Annotated in this window: 21 protein-coding genes; 13 read left to right on the forward strand and 8 right to left on the reverse strand. The window is 37.4% G+C overall.

Going from position 1 to position 18,851, the window contains the following annotated elements; all coding sequences use genetic code 11:
• The first annotated feature begins 222 nt into the window (after positions 1-222).
• The 3 genes from cccA (at position 223) to V7659_RS17030 (ending at position 2,484) form a co-directional block, all read left to right on the forward strand.
• Entirely contained in the window at positions 223-588 is a 366-nt protein-coding gene (gene cccA / locus V7659_RS17020) for a cytochrome c550 (protein ID WP_026563553.1), read from the forward strand.
• Positions 589-662: 74 nt separating this feature from the next.
• Positions 663-1,382 (forward strand): tRNA (adenine(22)-N(1))-methyltransferase, encoded by a 720-nt coding sequence (locus V7659_RS17025; RefSeq protein WP_335540996.1) that lies wholly within the window; start codon positions 663-665, stop codon positions 1,380-1,382.
• Positions 1,369-2,484, forward strand: coding sequence for a Nif3-like dinuclear metal center hexameric protein (locus V7659_RS17030; RefSeq protein WP_335540997.1), 1,116 nt, complete (start codon positions 1,369-1,371; stop codon positions 2,482-2,484). The genes V7659_RS17025 and V7659_RS17030 overlap by 14 nt, the downstream gene beginning before the upstream one ends.
• 52 nt (positions 2,485-2,536) lie before the next feature.
• On the opposite strand, the gene V7659_RS17035 is transcribed toward V7659_RS17030, so the two are convergent.
• Both V7659_RS17035 and vrrA read right to left on the reverse strand, forming a co-directional pair.
• Positions 2,537-3,475 carry a 4-hydroxy-3-methylbut-2-enyl diphosphate reductase gene (locus V7659_RS17035; protein ID WP_335540998.1) on the reverse strand — a complete coding sequence of 313 codons (939 nt, stop codon included), beginning with the start codon at positions 3,473-3,475 and terminating at the stop codon, positions 2,537-2,539.
• 135 nt (positions 3,476-3,610) lie between these two features.
• Positions 3,611-4,270: a VrrA/YqfQ family protein gene (gene vrrA, locus V7659_RS17040; RefSeq protein ID WP_335540999.1), complete on the reverse strand. Its 660-nt coding sequence runs from the start codon at positions 4,268-4,270 to the stop codon at positions 3,611-3,613.
• 251 nt (positions 4,271-4,521) lie between these two features.
• Between vrrA and V7659_RS17045 the strand changes: the two genes are divergently transcribed.
• Together V7659_RS17045 and V7659_RS17050 are read left to right on the forward strand one after the other, a co-directional pair.
• Positions 4,522-5,838, forward strand: coding sequence for a DEAD/DEAH box helicase (locus V7659_RS17045; protein ID WP_335541000.1), 1,317 nt, complete (start codon positions 4,522-4,524; stop codon positions 5,836-5,838).
• Positions 5,839-5,860: 22 nt separating this feature from the next.
• On the forward strand, positions 5,861-6,754 hold the full coding sequence (locus V7659_RS17050; RefSeq protein WP_283875142.1) for a deoxyribonuclease IV: 894 nt from the start codon (positions 5,861-5,863) through the stop codon (positions 6,752-6,754).
• Between the two features lie 29 nt (positions 6,755-6,783).
• On the opposite strand, the gene V7659_RS17055 is transcribed toward V7659_RS17050, so the two are convergent.
• Positions 6,784-7,041, reverse strand: a complete 258-nt coding sequence (locus V7659_RS17055; protein WP_144547704.1) for a DUF2624 domain-containing protein — start codon at positions 7,039-7,041, stop codon at positions 6,784-6,786.
• A gap of 169 nt (positions 7,042-7,210) precedes the next feature.
• Here V7659_RS17055 and V7659_RS17060 point away from each other — a divergent pair, with 169 nt between their 5' ends.
• The 3 genes from V7659_RS17060 to V7659_RS17070 are packed head-to-tail and all read left to right on the forward strand — an operon-like array spanning position 7,211 to position 9,238.
• Entirely contained in the window at positions 7,211-7,984 is a 774-nt protein-coding gene (locus V7659_RS17060) for a metal ABC transporter ATP-binding protein (RefSeq protein ID WP_335541001.1), read from the forward strand.
• Positions 7,981-8,838 carry a metal ABC transporter permease gene (locus V7659_RS17065; protein WP_335541002.1) on the forward strand — a complete coding sequence of 286 codons (858 nt, stop codon included), beginning with the start codon at positions 7,981-7,983 and terminating at the stop codon, positions 8,836-8,838. The genes V7659_RS17060 and V7659_RS17065 overlap by 4 nt, the downstream gene beginning before the upstream one ends.
• A complete protein-coding gene (locus tag V7659_RS17070; protein ID WP_335541003.1) occupies positions 8,828-9,238 on the forward strand; it encodes a Fur family transcriptional regulator in 411 nt (136 codons plus the stop codon). The genes V7659_RS17065 and V7659_RS17070 overlap by 11 nt, the downstream gene beginning before the upstream one ends.
• A 43-nt stretch (positions 9,239-9,281) precedes the next feature.
• On the opposite strand, the gene V7659_RS17075 is transcribed toward V7659_RS17070, so the two are convergent.
• Positions 9,282-9,875, reverse strand: coding sequence for a 5' nucleotidase, NT5C type (locus V7659_RS17075; protein WP_335541004.1), 594 nt, complete (start codon positions 9,873-9,875; stop codon positions 9,282-9,284).
• 197 nt (positions 9,876-10,072) lie between these two features.
• Here V7659_RS17075 and V7659_RS17080 point away from each other — a divergent pair, with 197 nt between their 5' ends.
• Complete coding sequence (locus V7659_RS17080; RefSeq protein WP_335541005.1) at positions 10,073-10,555, forward strand: DUF4190 domain-containing protein; 483 nt, start codon at positions 10,073-10,075, stop codon at positions 10,553-10,555.
• Positions 10,556-10,611: 56 nt separating this feature from the next.
• On the opposite strand, the gene ispG is transcribed toward V7659_RS17080, so the two are convergent.
• The 3 genes from ispG to V7659_RS17095 form a co-directional block, all read right to left on the reverse strand.
• The gene (ispG, locus tag V7659_RS17085) at positions 10,612-11,712 is read right to left on the reverse strand and encodes a flavodoxin-dependent (E)-4-hydroxy-3-methylbut-2-enyl-diphosphate synthase (RefSeq protein ID WP_335541013.1); all 1,101 of its coding nucleotides are present in this window, start codon (positions 11,710-11,712) and stop codon (positions 10,612-10,614) included.
• Between the two features lie 117 nt (positions 11,713-11,829).
• Positions 11,830-12,162, reverse strand: a complete 333-nt coding sequence (locus V7659_RS17090) for a hypothetical protein (protein WP_335541006.1) — start codon at positions 12,160-12,162, stop codon at positions 11,830-11,832.
• Between the two features lie 97 nt (positions 12,163-12,259).
• Positions 12,260-13,033, reverse strand: coding sequence for a DUF1189 domain-containing protein (locus V7659_RS17095; protein ID WP_335541007.1), 774 nt, complete (start codon positions 13,031-13,033; stop codon positions 12,260-12,262).
• Positions 13,034-13,206: 173 nt separating this feature from the next.
• On the opposite strand from V7659_RS17095, the gene V7659_RS17100 reads away from it, so the two are divergent.
• On the forward strand, positions 13,207-13,689 hold the full coding sequence (locus V7659_RS17100) for a DUF456 domain-containing protein (protein ID WP_335541008.1): 483 nt from the start codon (positions 13,207-13,209) through the stop codon (positions 13,687-13,689).
• 33 nt (positions 13,690-13,722) lie between these two features.
• On the opposite strand, the gene V7659_RS17105 is transcribed toward V7659_RS17100, so the two are convergent.
• Complete coding sequence (locus tag V7659_RS17105; protein WP_335541009.1) at positions 13,723-14,418, reverse strand: Crp/Fnr family transcriptional regulator; 696 nt, start codon at positions 14,416-14,418, stop codon at positions 13,723-13,725.
• Between the two features lie 345 nt (positions 14,419-14,763).
• Between V7659_RS17105 and V7659_RS17110 the strand changes: the two genes are divergently transcribed.
• The 3 genes from V7659_RS17110 to V7659_RS17120 form a co-directional block, all read left to right on the forward strand.
• Entirely contained in the window at positions 14,764-15,372 is a 609-nt protein-coding gene (locus V7659_RS17110; RefSeq protein ID WP_335541014.1) for a superoxide dismutase, read from the forward strand.
• A gap of 98 nt (positions 15,373-15,470) precedes the next feature.
• On the forward strand, positions 15,471-16,700 hold the full coding sequence (locus V7659_RS17115; RefSeq protein ID WP_335541010.1) for an MFS transporter: 1,230 nt from the start codon (positions 15,471-15,473) through the stop codon (positions 16,698-16,700).
• 190 nt (positions 16,701-16,890) lie between these two features.
• Positions 16,891-18,851: peptidoglycan D,D-transpeptidase FtsI family protein (locus V7659_RS17120; protein ID WP_335541015.1), on the forward strand; the 1,961-nt coding region annotated here is incomplete at its 3' end.

Raw genomic sequence — 18,851 nt, forward strand, 5'->3', positions numbered from 1 at the left:
CAACAGACAGGTTTAACACATCCAAAAAATAAAATACCGAAAAATAAAGAACAGGCTAAGTTAGATATTTTCACTAATTTAGCCTGTTTTCTTTTTTTTATTAAGATTATAGTGATAAAATAAGTTTAGGGCTTTTCCTTCGGTTCTTTTTCGAGTAAAATAGTAGTTGTTTGTAGACTATTTTCATATTTACTGACGTTCGTACATAAGGGAGGTAATATCATGAAGCGAAATCCGGTTATTCCTTACGTTCTTATCATGGCTTTTGGAATTGTGCTGATGCTCATTTTGTCTTTCAAAGGCCTTGGTGATAGTAAAGAAATTGCGAAGGATAAAGGAGAAGGCACTGAGAAAACTGAGGTTGCCGCATCAAAGCCAGAAGACATTTACAAGCAATCTTGTATTGGGTGTCATGGCGATCAGTATCAAGGGGTTGTAGGACCATCACTTAAAGGTGTAGGCAGCAAGTATTCTAAAGAAGAAATAATGACCTTTGTAACAAAAGGTAAGGGTACAGGCATGCCAGCAGGACTTGTTAAAGAAGAACAAGCAGCTGCAATGGCAGATTGGTTAGCAACAATTAAATAAGTAAAAAGGGTCCTTTGCATCTGTGAAGGACTTTTTTTATACTATAATAATTACATAAAAAAGTGGTGGTATGATTGAATACAGATAAATTGTCGGCTAGGCTGGCATCGGTTGCTAAATACGTTCCAAGTGGGGCTAGAGTTGCAGATATTGGCTCAGATCATGCATATTTACCTTGTTTCCTAGCAAAAAACAAAAGGTTATCATTTGGAATAGCAGGTGAAGTTGCAGTAGGTCCATTTCAATTAGCTGAAAGAAATGTGTTAGCAGAAGGATTGACTAATATCATTTCGGTGCGGATGGGTGATGGTCTAGAGGTTATAGAAGATGGAGAAGTCGATTGTATTACTATCGCTGGAATGGGCGGAGCTTTAATTGCAAGTATTTTAGAAAATGGTCGAAGTAAGTTATCGTCAGTCAAGCGCCTCGTGTTACAACCGAATATTAGTGCGATTTCGATTAGGAAATGGTTTATTGATAATAATTGGGAACTAATTGCCGAAGAAATAATCGAAGAAGATGGGAAAATATACGAAATTTTAATCGGAGAAAAGGGCGACCCGAATAAGCCGTATAATAAAAATCAAGATCTAGGATTGTTAGTAGGGCCATTCCTTGTTCAAAAACAGGATGAGACTTTTAGGAAGAAATGGACAGCAGAATTGAAAAACTGGGAACGTATATATGAGGCTCTTGAAAATGCTGCTCAATCACCTGAAACATTAGAAAAAAAACAAGAAATCATCGGCAAAATTAAGCTTGTAAAGGAGGCATTAACCAATGAAAATCCCTAATGGACACGAAGTCATTCAATTGTTTGAACAGTTCTCCCCCAAAGGTTTGGCGATGGAGGGAGATAAGATAGGATTACAAATCGGTCGTTTAAATAAAAAAGTTGAGCGAATCATGATTGCACTCGATGTTCTTGAAAATGTAATCGATGAGGCAATTGAAAAAAACGTCCAACTCATTATCGCTCATCATCCGATTATTTATCGCCCCCTTAAGAATTTGTTAACGGATTCCGTTCAGGGGAAAATCATTGAAAAATTATTGAAACACGATATTGCTGTTTACGCAGCGCATACGAATCTCGACGTAGCAACGGGGGGAGTAAATGACCTTCTTGCAGAAGCGCTAGAACTGGAAAATACAGAGGTTCTAGTACCTACATTTGAAACTATACTAAAGAAATTAGTTGTTTTTGTTCCAGTCAGCCATGCTGAGGAAATCAGAAGGGTCCTTGGAAATGCAGGTGCAGGATTTATTGGGAACTACAGTCATTGTTCATTTTCAGGCAGTGGCACAGGTCGATTCTTACCAGGAGAAAATACTAATCCATTTGTTGGTGAAGCAGGCCGATTAGAAGAAGTGGAGGAAGTGAGGCTTGAGACGGTTGTCCCAGAATCCATTCTCAAAAAGACAATCACGGCAATGATCAAGGCTCATCCATATGAAGAAGTGGCCTATGATGTCTATCCACTTGAAAACAAAGGAGAAGTGCTCGGTCTAGGCCGTATCGGTAAAGTTCCAGAAATGACATTAGAAGAATTTGCGGAAAAAGTGAAGAAGACATTAGATGTTTCCCATGTCCGAGTGGTTGGCGATTTGTCTGCAAAAGTTAAAAAGGTGGCTGTGTTAGGCGGCGATGGTAATAAATACTTCATGAATGCCAAATATCAAGGGGCAGATGTATATGTTACGGGGGATATTTATTATCACACCGCACATGATGCAATGATGCAAGGCTTGAATATGATTGATCCAGGTCATAATGTTGAAAAAGTAATGAAAAAAGGATTATCAGCAATCCTACAAAAAATGTGCCAGGATTCCGGGTTTGCTATAGAGATATTTCCATCGGAAGAAAATACCGATCCATTCCAATTTTTATAATATGAAAAGAACCGGTCATAGAGGCACGGTTCTTTTCGTTTATTTTATTAGACTATTTTTTTACTTTCGGCAGAATTCTGCTTAACTGAACCTTTTTACTTCGATCCCATGTAGCTTCATTATTTGGATCAAATTGCTCGAGAAACGTAATAACTTCTTTGGTTATTGGTGTTGGGGTGGAAGCGCCAGATGTGACTGCAACGTTTTTTGCATCTTTAATCCAATCAATTTCTAACTCGGTAATATCAGCAATACGATATGCTTTTGTCCCAGCAATTTCCTCTGAAACTTGTGCGAGTCGATTAGAATTATTACTTTTTGGATCACCGACAACAATGGTTACATCCGCTTCCGTTGCTTGTTCGGCAACTGCTTCTTGGCGAATTTGTGTTGCATGGCAAATTTCATTATAGACTTTAACATGTGGATATTTTTCCTGAACTTTTTTCATCGTTTCGGATACATCCCATTGACTCATCGTTGTTTGATTAGTGACCAGCAATTTGTCACTGTCAATTGTTAATGCCTCTACATCTTTTGGAGTTTCTACCAAGTGTACCATTTCAGGTGCGACACCAACTGCTCCCTCAGGCTCTGGATGGCCTTTTTTTCCTATATAAATCACTTGATATCCTTGTTGTGTTTTTTCTTCAATTAGATCATGGGTTCTAGTCACATCAGGACAAGTAGCGTCGATAGTTACTAGACCTTTCTTTTTGGCTAACTCTCTTACTTCTGGAGATATTCCATGGGCAGTAAATATAACAGTTCCTGTATCTACTTTATCGAGAATATCCTTGCGATTTTTCCCATCTAGGGTAATAATCCCTTCTTCCTCGAACGCATCTGTAACATGTTTATTATGAACGATCATCCCTAATATGTAGATAGGGCGAGGTAATGTTTTATCTAAAGCCGCATTTCGAGCAATAACCATTGCATCAACAACACCGTAGCAATAGCCTCGTGGTGAAATTTTGATGATTTGCATCTTAAAGTCCCCCTAAAAAAGACATTGATTCATAGTTTTATTTATTTATTATATAAAACTAATAGATATAATACAAAGATACATTTTTCCTTAACATTTATAGGAAAAAAGAATGCTGTCGCCAGCATTCTTCATTTAGATATACATTTTAGGAATAGAGGATCCCTTTTGGCGAGAAGTTTTTTGTGAAGAAACTGGCTGTTGATTGTTCTTGCGTTGGACTTTCTTTTTAGTACTTTTATTTTCAGATATTTCATGAGAAGATGATTCAACTGAGGCTGTTTCGGCTTTTTGGCTATTTTCCTCTGAGGCCGTATCCGTGTTTTTTGTGGCATTTTTAAAACCTTTATAAATCTTCCACATGGCGGGTATATTTTTTATCATCGGTCCATATTGTTGGACCATTGGACCGATTTGCTGGGCTGTTTTTAGTACCTGTTGGGTATTATTTAACATGCTTGTTAGTCCGCCAGGGTTACTTAACGTCTGGAGCAGACCTCCACCTCCGGATGCTGCTCTACCTGCTGATTGCATCCCCATAAAGCCGCCTGCTTGGTTACCTCTTCCGAATAATTTCGAAAGGATTCCTCCGCCCCCTGTATTCATCTGATTAGTTCTACCCATCATTTGCCCCATCATCGGGTTATATCCTCCTCCAAATGGGTTGGATGAAGGGCCCATCATTGGGTTCCTGTTGCCAAAAGGGTTAATTCTGGGATTCATCATCTGATTATTCCGCCCAAATGGCCCAGGTCCCATTCCCCCTTGCATAGGCATTCTAGATCTTGGTTGCATATCTTTAGCCTCCTTTCAAATTGCCTCATGCTTTAAATTATGCATTTATCCTAAATTGGTTTAGGTATTATACACAGGACAAAGACTAAAATTAGTTGTTTAAAAGTTGGCAGAAGGTAGAAAATGATATTAAAACGAAAGAAACTGGAGTTTTTAAGGAATATTGACTATAATTGCATGATGGAATAAAAAGTGTTAATCATGCTGAATAAGAAAAACTAATTCAAAGTTTTAATATAAGGAGAAAAAATATGAAAGAAAACCGTTTTGCTCGTTTTACGTTTCAACCATTTATTATAGAAGCTATTAAAGGATTCGGTTTTAGCGAACCGACTGAAATTCAAGAACGTATGATACCAGTTGTTTTAAAAGGAGAAAGTGCAATTGGCCAATCCCAAACAGGGACGGGGAAAACCCTCGCCTTTGTTCTTCCTATTCTCGAAAAAATTGACCCGAAACGTTCGGAAGTACAGGCTGTCATTACAGCACCTACTAGAGAATTAGCCTCTCAAATTTACCATCAAATTCTAAAATTAACGGAACACTGCAACCCAGAGCAAGCGATAATGACTAGATGCTACATTGGGGGAACGGACAAGCAGCGGACGATTGAAAAATTAAAAGTCCAACCACATATTGTTGTAGGGACTCCAGGAAGAATCAAGGACCTGATGAGTGATAAAGCGTTATTTGTTCATACTGCGGAAATACTGGTCGTCGATGAGGCAGATATGATGTTAGACATGGGATTTATTGAGGATTTGGACAGAGTAGCTGGAAAAATGCCAGAAAATCTGCAAATGCTTGTTTTCTCAGCAACCATCCCTGAAAAATTAAAACCTTTCCTTAAAAAGTATATGGAAAATCCAAAGACAATTCAAATTGAACCAAAAAGAAGGTCAGCAGAAAATTTAGAACACTACCTCCTGCCGTCAAGACATCGGAGTAAGAAGCAGCTGGTTCATGATGCACTTGTTGCATACAATCCCTATTTAGCGATCGTGTTTACGAATACCAAAAAAATGGCTGAAGAGGTGGCTTACTTTTTAAATGAAAAAGGGTTAAAAGTTGGCCGAGTTCATGGTGATTTAAACCCGCGTGAACGAAAACAAATGATGAAGCAAATTCAGGATTTAGAGTACCAATATATAGTGGCCACGGACCTTGCTTCACGGGGAATTGATATTGAAGGGATCAGCCATATCATCAACTATGAACTTCCTACAGACCTAGATTTTTATATCCATCGCGTCGGTCGAACTGCACGTGCAGGATATTCTGGAATTGCACTGACAATCTATGAAGCATCTGATGAGGATGCGTTAAATCGACTAGAAAAAATGGGGATTCAATTTAATTACGTCGATCTTAAAAATAACGAACTTGTGAAAATTGATGAGAGAAATAAGCGGAAGACCCGTGTAAGACAAGAGGATAAGGCAGACCAAAAGGCCAAAACAATGGTAAAAAAACCAACTAAAGTTAAGCCTGGGTATAAAAAGAAAATGCAGTGGGAAATGGATAAAATAAAAAAACGGGAACGAAGAATCGAACAAAGAAAAAAATAAAGGAAGCAGGGAGAGAAAAGGCATGCTGAAATTAGGATCACATGTATCAATGAGTGGAAAAGGCATGCTTCTTGCAGCAAGTGAAGAAGCAGTTTCCTATGGTGCAAACACGTTTATGGTATATACGGGAGCACCGCAAAATACAAGAAGAAAAAAAATAGAAGACCTTAATATTGAAGCTGGTCGCCGACATATGGAGCAGAACGGTATTTCTGAAATTATTGTCCATGCTCCATATATCATCAATATCGGAAATACAACAAATCCGGATACATTTGAACTAGGTGTTAGGTTTCTTCGATCAGAAATCGAACGAACCGAGGCAATCGGAGCAAAGCAAATAGTCCTCCATCCAGGAGCACATGTTAGTGCTGGAACAGAAGCGGGCATTAAAAAAATTATCGAAGGTTTAAACGAAGTTCTAACTGGGAAAGAGCAAGTACAAATTGCTTTGGAAACTATGGCAGGAAAGGGTTCTGAATGCGGTAAATCGTTCGAGGAAATAGCCATGATTATGGACGGTGTCAACTATAGTGATAAGCTATCCGTTTGCTTTGATACCTGTCATACCCACGATGCGGGTTATAATATTGTCGAGGATTTCGATGGTGTATTAAATGAATTTGACAAAATCATAGGGTTGGACAAATTAAAGGTCTTGCATATTAATGATAGTAAAAATGCAGTCGGGATGAGAAAGGACAGACATGAAAATATCGGTTTTGGCCATATCGGCTTCAAGGCACTTAATTATATCGTCCACCATCCACAACTTACAGATGTTCCTAAGATTTTAGAAACTCCATTTGTAGGTGAAGATAAGAATAATAAAAAAGCTCCCTATAAGTTTGAGATCAATATGCTTCGTGAGCAAAAGTTCAATGAGAACCTGCTGGATTTAATCATGGAGTCATAAGGAAAAAAGCTGTGAGAATTCACAGCTTTTTACTTTTTGGTCAGTTGCGTAAATAATTTATTTACTTCTCGTGCGGTTGTTGGACCCGCAGTTTTGGCAATTTCTTTTACTAATTGAGCCCGTTGTGAATCATCAAAAATATTAACATTTTTCCCTCTTAAGTATTCCGCAATTTTCCCTGCTTGCTGCCTAGTCACTGAGATATTAAACTGTTCTGCGTATTTTAGCAGCTCTTCCGCGGTTATCGTATTGATTTTATGATTAATGATGCTCTGAAAAATTGTCACATTCACCACTCCTCACCTTAATGTATGTTGGAGTTCCCGGAGTGTGATTACAGATTTTCTGAAACAATTGTCTAATACAGTGTAGTTGCTTTACAATCCATCTGACCTATTGTATACTACTTGAGGTAAATCGGAATGATTCTTATAATTAAAAGGTGATGTGCAGATTATGCAATCAATAATTGAAATAAAAAAACTTTTTTATCGTTATGAAAAAGATGCGGTACTAGAGGATATCAATATTACTATTCCTCATGGTTCTTTTTTGGCGATTGTCGGACCTAATGGTTCTGGGAAATCAACACTGTTGAAGTTGATCTTAGGTTTACTAAAGCCGCAAAAAGGAGAAATCCATTTATTTGGTCAGGAAATAAATAAATTTAAGGATTGGCATAAAATTGGCTATGTTTCTCAAAAAGCTAATTCCTTCAACACTGGTTTTCCGGCAACTGTATCTGAAGTGGTCGAAAGTGGTTTGACGAAAAAGCTTGGAATGTTTAAATTTTTTAAAAAGGAACATGCTCAAAAAGTTCATGAAGCCCTGGATGCAGTTGGAATGACAAAGTTCAGTAATAGAAATATTGGCGAACTCTCTGGAGGTCAACAACAAAGAGTTTTTATTGCCCGTGCCCTAGTTAGTGAACCGAGTCTCCTTATTCTGGATGAACCAACTGTTGGTGTAGATGCCGAGAATGTAAGTAATTTTTATCAAATGCTTGGTGAATTGAATAAAAGTCGTGAAATTACGCTTTTATTGGTTACACATGATATTGGGACGATCTCCGATAAAGTTTCACATGTTGCCTGCTTAAACAAACATTTGCATTTTCATGGAGAAACAAAGGAATTTGAACAACTCCGAGCGGATGATATGTCAAAAGCCTATGGGCACGATGTTCACCTGCTTGACCATCATCACGAGCACGGAGGCGTTATAAGATGATTCAAGGAATTTTCCATTACGAATTTTTACAAAATGCCTTTTTAACTGGGATGATAATCGGCATTATTGCCCCGTTATTAGGAGTGTTTGTTGTTGTCAGGAGATTATCATTAATAGCAGATGCTCTAAGCCATGTGACATTAGCTGGAATAGCAGCGAGTTTGCTTCTAGAAAGAAATGTGGCCATGATGGCAGGTTTGAATCCACTATATATAGGAATGGTTTTTTCGGTTGGAGGATCACTATTCATCGAGAAACTTAGAAGTGTCTATAAGCACTACCAAGAACTTGCGATTCCGATTATCCTTTCAAGTGGGATTGGCTTAAGCGTCATTTTTATTTCACTCGCCAATGGCTTTAATACAGACTTGTTCAGTTATTTGTTCGGCAGTGTCTCCGCTGTTAGCAGAACAGATTTATGGGTCGTGTTTATTATTGGAATTTTAGTGATTTTGGTAATTATTTTATTATATAAAGAACTATTTTTACTATCTTTTGATGAGGAACATGCCAAAGCCTCCGGCATTGCAGCGAAAAGTATTCACTTCATATTTATTGTCATGGTAGCTTTGGTGATCGCTGCATCGATGAGAATTGTTGGGATTTTATTGGTGTCATCACTAATGACATTACCTGTTGCTGCCAGTATTCGGATAGCCAGAGGATTTAAGCAAACTATCTTCTTATCTGTTTTATTTGGGGAAGTTTCAGTTCTTGGTGGCTTGTTTACAGCTTACTACTTAGATTTGGCTCCCGGTGGAACAATTGTGATGATTGCCGTTCTGATCCTAATTATCTCCATCTTATATAAAAAATTCTTAATCCATAAGGGAGGGCAGCCTGGTGAACGTTAATGAAGCGATTCAATATTTAAAAGAAAAAGGATTTAAACAAACTGGCAAAAGAGAAGATATGCTGCAATTATTTGCAGATAGTGATAAATATTTAACGGCTAAAGACGTTTTGGATCACCTCAAAGATGATTACCCTGGTCTGAGTTTTGATACGATTTATCGAAATCTCTCTTTATTTGTTAATATGGGAATTCTAGAGATGACTGAATTATCAGGGGAAAAGCATTTCCGTTTTTCGTGCTCAAGACAACACCATCATCATCATTTCATCTGTTTGACTTGTGGAAAAACAAAAGAAATTGATACCTGTCCGATGAAAGATTTAAGTGAAAATTTAAAAGGATACGATATTTCTGGTCATAAATTCGAGATTTACGGTCTTTGTCCTGAATGCCATTAAAAAACAGCTTGTGGATGCACAAGCTGTTTTTTATAGGTAGTTGTTAGAACGTTTGTACCAATGGGCGGCTTTCCTTCATCCAATATTCTACCCACCTCTTAGCTTCACTCCAGTTATTAACACGGATTACCCCATTTGGAATCGGGTCTTGATTATATGGTGTATCAAATAAAATGACTGGGATCTGGCACTCTTCATGTATCATTACCGCATTATCATGCTTATCCTCAAAAAAGATATCCAAACTGTGTTTTTTAACGGATGCGACTTTGTCGTGTGAACCGATTAATTCGATGTGATCAAAGGTTAGACCATTATCAATAAACCATTTAATTGTAATATCAAGTAAATGAGAACTACGAGCACTGATAAAAAACAATTCATGCTCATTTTCCCATTTTTTAAGGACATGTTCTGCTCCATTTGCAAGAGGGGAGTTGGCATAGATAGTCGGTTCGTTTTCTGTGAACCATTCAGCAAAAACCTTTTCAGAGACATTTACGTAGGGAGTATATTCATATTGGGTAACGTCCTCATAGGATATGTTCAGGCCAAATTCTTTATTAATAAAAGGTAGGATCGATGATTTTGGACAAGTTACAGTTCCATCGATATCAATGCCAAATCTTTTTTTCATGTGTAGACTCACTTTCTTATTTCTTTTCCGTATCTCTTTATATTTTACCAAAGTATTGGGTTCAATAAAGTAACTATTTACAATTAATTTTTTGAAAATAGAAATAAAAAACTATTTTAGGCAAACATTGACATACTAAAATACATTCTGAAGCAAACAATAATTAATGCTCCTATTACTGAAAGTGAGGGATTAGGATGGCAGACGAAAGAGACACGAAAGTGCAAGAGGCTCTTCAAAGCTCGACTATTGGTCAAGATATACCCAATTCTCCTACATCATTTAGGGAGGAAACCGCATCAGAATTTACTGAACCCATTAAGGCTCACTACACTTTGAAAAAAGAAGAGTCTACACCACGGATTGGTGCTTCGGTTCCGATACGCTCTTCTGAATATAGGGAAGAGACAGCTGCTGAGATTGCTGCACCTGTTCCTCTTATTCGCAGAAGGGAAACCGAAGGGGGAACGGAAAAAGCTGCTGGTGGTACAGGTGTTGGGACACTTGCGTTAGTGCTTTCGATTTTATCACTATTTGTTATGCCAATACTTTTTGGTGCTGCAGGGATTGTGTTAGGCTTCGTTGCCAGAAGAAGAGGAGCCAATGGTTTAGGTGCTTGGGCAATTGGTATCGGTGCAATTTCGATTGTAATCGGTATCTTTATTCTTCCGTTCTTTTAACGTAAACCTGCATAGGAGCAAAAAGAAACCCGGTGATTACACCGGGTTTCTTGATGTTATTGAATGATCTTTTCTTCTTCTGCCTTTTTCTGAAAGTACTCCTCAGCAATTTGGTCGATTTCCTTTTTCAATTCCTCAACTAATTGCGCTTCAGGAACCTTTCGGACAATCTCGCCCTTCCGGAATAATAACCCTTCACCACGAGCACCTGCGATCCCAATATCAGCTTCACGAGCCTCTCCAGGACCGTTAACAGCACAGCCTAAAACCGCTACTTTAATCGGTGCTTTAATTTTTTCAATATATTCTTCTACCTCATTCGCAATACTGATTAAATCAATTTCAATCCGACCACAAGTCGGGCATGAGATCAATGTGGCAGCATTTGATGATAGGCCGAAAACCTTTAATAGCTCTCTCGCTACCTTTACTTCTTGAACAGGGTCAGCGCTTAGGGAAACGCGTAGAGTATTCCCGATTCCTTTGTGTAAAATAGTCCCTAAACCAGCGGCACTTTTTATGCTTCCAGCAAAAAGAGTACCTGATTCCGTAATCCCAAGATGGAGAGGATAATCAAATGCCATAGATGCTTTCTCATAGGCTTCAATCGCTAGATTAACATCAGAGGCCTTCATAGAGACAATAATGTCATGAAAATCCAAATCCTCAAGTATTTTAATATGGTGAAGAGCACTCTCAACCATGCCATCAGCTGTTGGATAACCATATTTTTCTAAAATTCTCTTCTCAAGCGAACCTGCATTAACGCCAATTCGAATCGGAATACCACGTTCTTTAGCAGCTTTAACGACAGCTTCGACCTTTTCACGTTTTCCGATATTTCCTGGATTAATTCTAATTTTATCTGCTCCGCCTTCGATGGCTTTAAGAGCCAATTTATAATCAAAATGGATATCGACAACAAGTGGAATGTTGATTCTTTTCTTTATTTCAGGAATAGCATTTGCGGCACGTTCATCGGGACAAGCCACCCGAACAATCTGACAGCCTGCTTCCTCAAGACGTTTTATTTCAGCAACAGTTGCTTCCACATCATGTGTTTTTGTTGTGGTCATACTTTGAATAAATAATTCGTTACTCCCGCCAATCGTTAAGTTACCTACTTTAATTGGCCGGGTCTTTGTGCGATGTATTATTTCACTCACGTGTAATTCGCTCCTTCAAAATGGGATTCGAATAAGGTATATATAAACAATCCGCCTTTTATTTTATCAGCCTTTCACTATTTTTGACAAGAATAAGCATTATCCTCTTTATTTTGAGTAATCAGGAAAATGATATGTAGACCCAATTTGAATTTTTTCTGGTGTTTCCCCAGGGTTTAGTTTTCGAAAGTCTTGAATCAAGTCAGTAATCGAGACAGGAAGGGGATTATCTAGTTGATGTTCTACAATTGATATCACGGTTTCTCCAGGTTCCACCTTTGCTTCAAAAGAAGGCAGGTCAGATTTCTGTTGTTGTTTTGGTACTTCGATTTTAGCATCGACCTGCTGTGTTAGCGAACTTGGGAGAGTACCAACAGTTAAGTCAATATATATGACATATATAATTAAAACGGCTAATAAGAAACCAAATAATTTTTTCATCGGACAAGCCTCCAAAAATGAGAGTTTGTACATAGGTATGCTTGTCCAATAATAAAAAGAACGAGTATATAAAAAAAGCGCCCGCAATGGGCGCTGTTTAGTTTACTTTTTTGGGTTTCGGTATTTCCTTTATCGCTAAAGATAATACGACGATTACGACAAACCAATTAATCATAAAGCTGCTAGGTACCGTTGTTTTAATGGCAGCCATAATAGTGAAAAATAGGGTAGGCAATGTTTCGCTGTATGCGGCCATTCTCCATAATTGCCGGTAATTTAAGTTTCTTCCAATAAGATTTTTAAGTAATAATCCAATCAAAGCCAATACTGTGACTTCAATAAAACTGCCAGCACTTGCAAATAAGTAAATAAATAATGCTCCTACAGGGATTATGATCCATTTCATACCGCCAATTCCGTTAATAAAATCGACAAAGTCACTTTTTGTGATGGCTAATCCTTCTAGCATCGAATAGGGGTATGTTTCAACTCTGCCCCCTGCTGCAAATACAAATTGATCCTCTAATAATGCAAAAGCATTGCCTTCATCCTCGACATCTTCGTCAGTAATAGCACCTGTTGGGTCGAGAAGGATTGTAAAGTCATCCTTATTAATGGTAATTGGAACTTTGGTATCCGCCGTTAAATGTCCGTCTTTAATAGAAAAGTCAGGTAATTTATCATTGATAATTGTCTCTGCACTTTCCAGTCCGGAGGTAAGAGCTGTGCTTAAGTAAATAACGGACGGGAGAATCGAAATGAAGGTTAAGAAAAAGACATATAAGATTGTCTTTCCGATTCCTTGAAACCGAAACAAGGCAATATCCTTTGGAGAATAGATACTTTTATAAAGTTGTTTAAAAATATTCATAATGACCACCTCTACACAAATACAATAAATGCTTCAGCATCTATTGTATCTTTAGTAAAGGGTTTATACAAGAATGACACCGTCTATTTATTATTTGAAACCAAACATAAGTTTAATCGTATGAAGAAATGTGTACATTTAATAATAACAATAAGTTATAAGGGATGAGTAGAATGGAAATGATTTATTGGAGCATCGTCATCGTATTATTTATTGTCGCATTTGTTGGTTTGATTTATCCGATTATTCCAAGTGTATTGTTTTTATTAGCTGGGTTTTTATTATATGGAGTCTTTTTTAATTTTGAACCCTTTCGATGGTATTTTTGGTTGATACAAGGTTTGTTTATCGTCCTTCTTTTTATTGCTGACTACATTGCTAATATGATTGGAATAAAAAAATATGGCGGGTCCAAGGCGGGTGTCTGGGGGAGTACGATTGGTATTTTAGTGGGGCCTTTTGTTATTCCTTTTTTAGGAATTCTCATCGGCCCATTTATCGGGGCTATTGCTGCGGAACTAATCTTTAACAAAAGAAGTTTCATGGAAAGCCTAAAAGTTGGATTTGGGTCAGTGATTGGATTCATAAGTAGTGTTGTCACAAAAACTATTATTCAAATCATCATGGTCATCTTCTTTTTCATCGTCGTACTTTAACAGAAAAAAGCCACCTAGGTGGCTTTTTTTCAATTAATTCAATCCACAAATTTCAAAGGAGCAGTTTTGGCAGTCGACTTCTTCTTTTAAATAGTTCAGTTTTTTTATCGTAAACTTCTGATTATCATAGGAGATAATATTCTTTTCTCGGAGGTCTTTTAAGGCCCGTTGAATAACCTCACGTGTTCCGAATGTTAAGTTAGCCAGTTCCTGATGTGTTAACGGAAGGTCAATTAGAATACCATCTTCTGTTTTTATTCCATATGAATTGCATAGACGGATGAGGATGGAATATAAACCGCCTTTTTTTCCATTCATAATAAGATCCTGACATTTCATTTGTGCCTTTAAATAACCTGTACTTAACCATGTAACCAGAGCATTCATTGCCTCAGGGTCAGTCAAAATGAAATCTTCAAATTGCTCTTTTTTTATTAGAATCATTTCACAATCAATCAACGTTTTTGCATAAAATTGATAATGAGGATTGTCTCTAAAAAGTTGGTATTCAACAATTAATTCTTGATCGTTTAAGATTTTTAAGATAAAATCCTTGCCGCGTAAATGAACTCTTCCAAGTGAAATACTCCCTTTAAGTAATAAGTAAACATACTGGGCAGCATCCTTTTCTTGAAAAAGAAATGAACCAGCTTTTATTTTTTGAATGGGTTCTTTTTTTTGAAAAAAAGCAGCTAATAAATTATATATAGAAGAACGGTTTAATTGCATAGTAAATCACTCCTTAGGTACCACTTCCCTTTGATTTAAATAAATAATTTATTAGGTGTCAATACGGGTATTACAATATTTAGAAGTGACAAAAGTCGGATATGACAAAAATCGTTGACAGATTGCCCTTTAGGAAAAGGTGACAATTTTTCGAAAAATTACGAATGGATGGCTCAATACTATATTTATGAATAATATCCTATATAATGGGAATGGTAACTATGTTAAGTACCTAAGCATTTTATTTGATACAAATAACCAACTTTGGTATCTTAAGGAGGAAAGCTTTAGAAATATTCGAAATTCTAAAGCCAATAAAATCTTTTATACATAGGAGGAATTAAAATCGCATTTGAATTACCACAATTACCTTATGCAGAAAACGCACTTGAACCACATATCGACAAAGAAACTATGAATATTCACCACACAAGACACCACAACACATATGTAACAAATTTAAATAACGCTTTAGCTGGAAATGAAGAATTACTTTCTAAATCAGTTGAAGAAGTTATTGCTAATTTGGATGCGGTTCCAGAGGCTGCTCGTACGGCAGTTCGTAACAATGGCGGCGGTCACGCTAACCATTCTTTATTCTGGCAAATCCTTTCACCAAATGGCGGCGGTGCACCAACAGGTGAATTAGCTGACGCAATCAGCAGCAAATTTGGCAGCTTCGAAAGCTTTAAAGAAGAGTTTGCTAAAGCAGCAACTACTCGTTTCGGATCTGGCTGGGCATGGTTATCTGTAAACAATGGTGAGTTAGAAGTTTCTAGTACACCAAACCAAGATTCTCCACTAATGGAAGGCAAAACGCCAATTCTTGGTCTCGATGTTTGGGAGCATGCTTACTACTTAAACTATCAAAACAAGCGCCCTGACTATATTTCCGCTTTCTGGAATGTAGTAAATTGGGAAGAAGTGTCAAATCGCTACAGCCAAGCAAAATAAATGATAATGATAAAAGGCAGCCCTTGGGTTGTCTTTTTTTTGTGAATAAGAAAAACTACCTTGTTAAAGACTACCCATAAGATAAAGGGGAGTTTTTGATGGCAAAAAAATTTAAGATTCTGGGTGATGTTAAACTTACAAAAGATTTATCACTATTGCTGATTATCGGAGGGCTATACTCATTAAGCATTGCTTTGTCTAACACCTTTGTAAATATTTATCTTTGGAAACAGACAGGAAAATACTCAGATATCGCCTTCTATAACCTATCGATAGTGATTCTACAATTGCTTACATTTATCTTAGCGGGGCGATGGGCAAAAAAAATCGACAGGGTGATTGTGCTCAGAATTGGTGTCATTTTTTTAGCTTTATTTTATGTAATGGTTTTAGTATTTGGCACAAATGCTTCAACGTATTTACTTCTCTTAGGAAGTTTTTTAGGAGTAGGGTATGGTTTTTATTGGTTAGCCTACAATGTGTTAACATTTGAAATTACCGAACCAGATACGAGGGATTTTTTTAATGGCTTTTTAGGAATATTATCATCTGCAGGGGGGATGATTGGTCCCATCGCAGCAGGTATCATCATTACAAGATTTGAAAAGTATACTGGTTACACGATTGTTTTTGGGCTCTCACTCGCATTATTCGCTCTCGCGGTTTTTATGAGTTTTTCTTTGAAACCACGCCCATCATCAGGCAGCTATTGCTTCATGCAAATTCTAAATGAAAGAAAACAAAATGAAAATTGGCGTTTAATTACAAATGCTAACTTCTTTCAGGGCTTGAGGGAAGGTACCTTTGCATTTGTTATCTCTGTTTTTGTTTACCTCTCGACAGGAAGTGAATTGTCTCTAGGTACATTTGGTCTCCTTAATTCAGGAGTATCATTTGTAGCGTATTATTTTGCTTCACGATTAATAAAACAAAAAAATCGAAAAAAAGCGATACTAATTGGTGGGATTATTTTATATGCAGCTGTTCTGATAATTGTTTGGGACGTTAATTTTGTCAAATTGTTAATCTATGGCGGGATGATTGCGATCGCTTATCCGCTTTTACTCGTCCCGTATATGTCAACTACATACGATGTTATTGGAACCGGCTGGAAGGCTGCAGAAATGAGGATTGAATATATTGTGGTTCGAGAAATATACTTGAATCTCGGCAGGATTGTATCTATATTATCTTTTTTAGCAGCTATCACTTGGTTTAAAGCTGAAAACAGTATTCCCGTTCTCCTTCTCATTTTAGGTGCTGGGCATACATGCATCTATTTTTTCCTTAAGAGAGTACACATACCAGTCCCAGAATGCGTTGAGTAAATTAATTACTCAGCGCCTTTTTTTTCTTTGGAATTTTACCTTAGAAATTGGTAAGGGTTTTTCATAGAAAAAAGCAGACATATCCTATAAAATAGAGAAAGTTAAGCTTAAGCCGTGAAGAAGGAAGTGTTTTTATCCCTTGAATAATAAAAAGAAAAAAAAGAAGGAACATGTCCCATTTCGTTTAAACATGTTATTCTTTGTGGTATTCATGCTATTTTCTGTCCTCATTCTTAGACTTGGGGAATTACAAATCGTTTTTGGTGATGATTTTAAACGTGAAATTGAGCGGACAGAAGATGTTACAGTAAATAACCCTGTCCCAAGAGGGAAAATGTTTGACCGTAATGGGAAAATTATTGTTGATAATACGCCATTGAACGCAATTACTTACACGAAATATCAACAAACAACCCAAGAGGAAATGTTGGAAAGTGCAGCGAAATTGGCAAAAATCATTGACAAAACTGAAGATGCAAAAAAAGTTCCTATTCGGGATAGAAAGGATTATTGGATTTTAAAACATCCCGAAGAAGCAAAAGCAAAAATTACTGAAAAAGAATGGGCACTCTATAAACAAGAAAAGTTAGACGATAAGCAAATTTATAAACTTCAGATCGATCGAATCACTGATGATGAAGTGAAAAGTATCAAAGGTGAAGAACTCGAAACTCTTGCCATTTATAGAGTCTTTAATAGTGGTTATGCCTTAACACCACAAATTGTTAAAAACAAAGATGTTACGCCTGAAGAATTTGCGATTGTCAGTGAAAACTTAGAAAACTTACCTGGTGTTGATACAACAACGGATTGGACACGAAAGTATGTTTTTGGTAAGACATTAAAATCAATATTAGGAGATGTTACTACCTCCGAAGCAGGGATTCCTAAAGAGCAATTAGAAAAGTATATGGCCCGTGACTATAGCCGTAATGACCGAGTCGGAAAAAGTTATCTAGAATTAAAATACGAAGATGTCCTGCATGGTCAAAAGGCAAAAGTGAAAAATGTAACAGATAAGACGGGAAAAATCCTTTCAACAGAAGTAGTTTCAGAAGGCAAAAGAGGTAAAGATCTTGTTTTAACGATTGATATGGATCTTCAGAAGAAGGTAGAAAATATCATCGAAGAAGAAATGTGGAGTGCAAAGCAAAAACCAAATACCGCCCTTCTCGACCGCGCTTTTGTTGTTTTGATGGATCCTCATACTGGTGAAGTCTTATCACTGGCTGGAAAACAAATTAGTAAAGATAAAAAAGGCAAAACAGTCATGAATGACTTTGCTGGAGGAAATATTACAACTTCTTATAACGTTGGGTCAGCAGTCAAAGGTGCCACGATTTTAACTGGTTATAAAACAGGAGCCATTCAACCAGGTTCTACACAACTAGACGAGCCTTTAAGAATTGCAAGTTCACCTGTAATGTCATCATGGAGAACATTTGGCCGGATCAATGATTTAAGGGCACTACAAGTTTCTTCCAACGTATATATGTGGAAAACTGTCATTGCGATGGCGGGTGGACAGTATCGACCAAATCAACCATTACCACTCGATTATTCAGCCTTTGATACGATGCGGCAGTCATTTAGTCAGTTTGGTTTAGGAACTCGTACAGGGATTGACCTGCCTAATGAGATGAGCGGCTTTCCAGGTCCTGAAAGAACTCCTGGTTTACTCCTTTTCCTATCGATTGGCCAGTATGATACGTATACACCAATCCAACTCGCGCAGTATGTCTCCACGATAGCAAATGGCGGGAATCGTATCCAGCCTCATCTAGTGAAGGAAATTCGCGAGCCAGTAATGGAAAATAATGAGTTAGGCCCGATTGTCGAGGAAATCCAACCGAAAGTATTAAACCGATTAGATATGAAGGAATCATGGATTAAGCGGGTTCAAGAAGGTTTTCGAATGGTTATGCAGGTGGGTGACGGTACTGCAGTAAGTTACTTTAAGAGTGCAGATTATTCCCCTGCAGGAAAAACAGGAACAGCACAGGCGTTTTATGATGGATCTGATAAATCAAAGCGTGGCACAGAAGTAATGAACCTCAGTCTCGTCAGCTTTGCACCAGCAAATGATCCTGAGGTAGCCATGGCAGTTGTCGTACCATGGGCATATCAAGGAAACAGCGGTCCAAGTATTAA

The sequence above is a fragment of the Neobacillus drentensis genome (assembly GCF_036966985.1).
Lineage (GTDB): Bacteria > Bacillota > Bacilli > Bacillales > Cytobacillaceae > Neobacillus > Neobacillus drentensis_E.

Coding starts and splice junctions, on each gene's coding strand:
- V7659_RS17095 (WP_335541007.1), bottom strand. CDS start 13,033: ATGAATATTTTTAAACAACTTTATAAAAGTATCTATTCTCCAAAGGAT.
- V7659_RS17075 (WP_335541004.1), bottom strand. CDS start 9,875: ATGAAAAAAAGATTTGGCATTGATATCGATGGAACTGTAACTTGTCCA.
- vrrA (WP_335540999.1), bottom strand. CDS start 4,270: ATGCAACCAAGATCTAGAATGCCTATGCAAGGGGGAATGGGACCTGGG.
- V7659_RS17035 (WP_335540998.1), bottom strand. CDS start 3,475: ATGCAAATCATCAAAATTTCACCACGAGGCTATTGCTACGGTGTTGTT.
- V7659_RS17115 (WP_335541010.1), top strand. CDS start 15,471: ATGGCAAAAAAATTTAAGATTCTGGGTGATGTTAAACTTACAAAAGAT.
- V7659_RS17065 (WP_335541002.1), top strand. CDS start 7,981: ATGATTCAAGGAATTTTCCATTACGAATTTTTACAAAATGCCTTTTTA.
- V7659_RS17050 (WP_283875142.1), top strand. CDS start 5,861: ATGCTGAAATTAGGATCACATGTATCAATGAGTGGAAAAGGCATGCTT.
- V7659_RS17100 (WP_335541008.1), top strand. CDS start 13,207: ATGGAAATGATTTATTGGAGCATCGTCATCGTATTATTTATTGTCGCA.
- V7659_RS17060 (WP_335541001.1), top strand. CDS start 7,211: ATGCAATCAATAATTGAAATAAAAAAACTTTTTTATCGTTATGAAAAA.
- V7659_RS17030 (WP_335540997.1), top strand. CDS start 1,369: ATGAAAATCCCTAATGGACACGAAGTCATTCAATTGTTTGAACAGTTC.
- V7659_RS17105 (WP_335541009.1), bottom strand. CDS start 14,418: ATGCAATTAAACCGTTCTTCTATATATAATTTATTAGCTGCTTTTTTT.
- V7659_RS17090 (WP_335541006.1), bottom strand. CDS start 12,162: ATGAAAAAATTATTTGGTTTCTTATTAGCCGTTTTAATTATATATGTC.
- V7659_RS17080 (WP_335541005.1), top strand. CDS start 10,073: ATGGCAGACGAAAGAGACACGAAAGTGCAAGAGGCTCTTCAAAGCTCG.
- cccA (WP_026563553.1), top strand. CDS start 223: ATGAAGCGAAATCCGGTTATTCCTTACGTTCTTATCATGGCTTTTGGA.
- V7659_RS17045 (WP_335541000.1), top strand. CDS start 4,522: ATGAAAGAAAACCGTTTTGCTCGTTTTACGTTTCAACCATTTATTATA.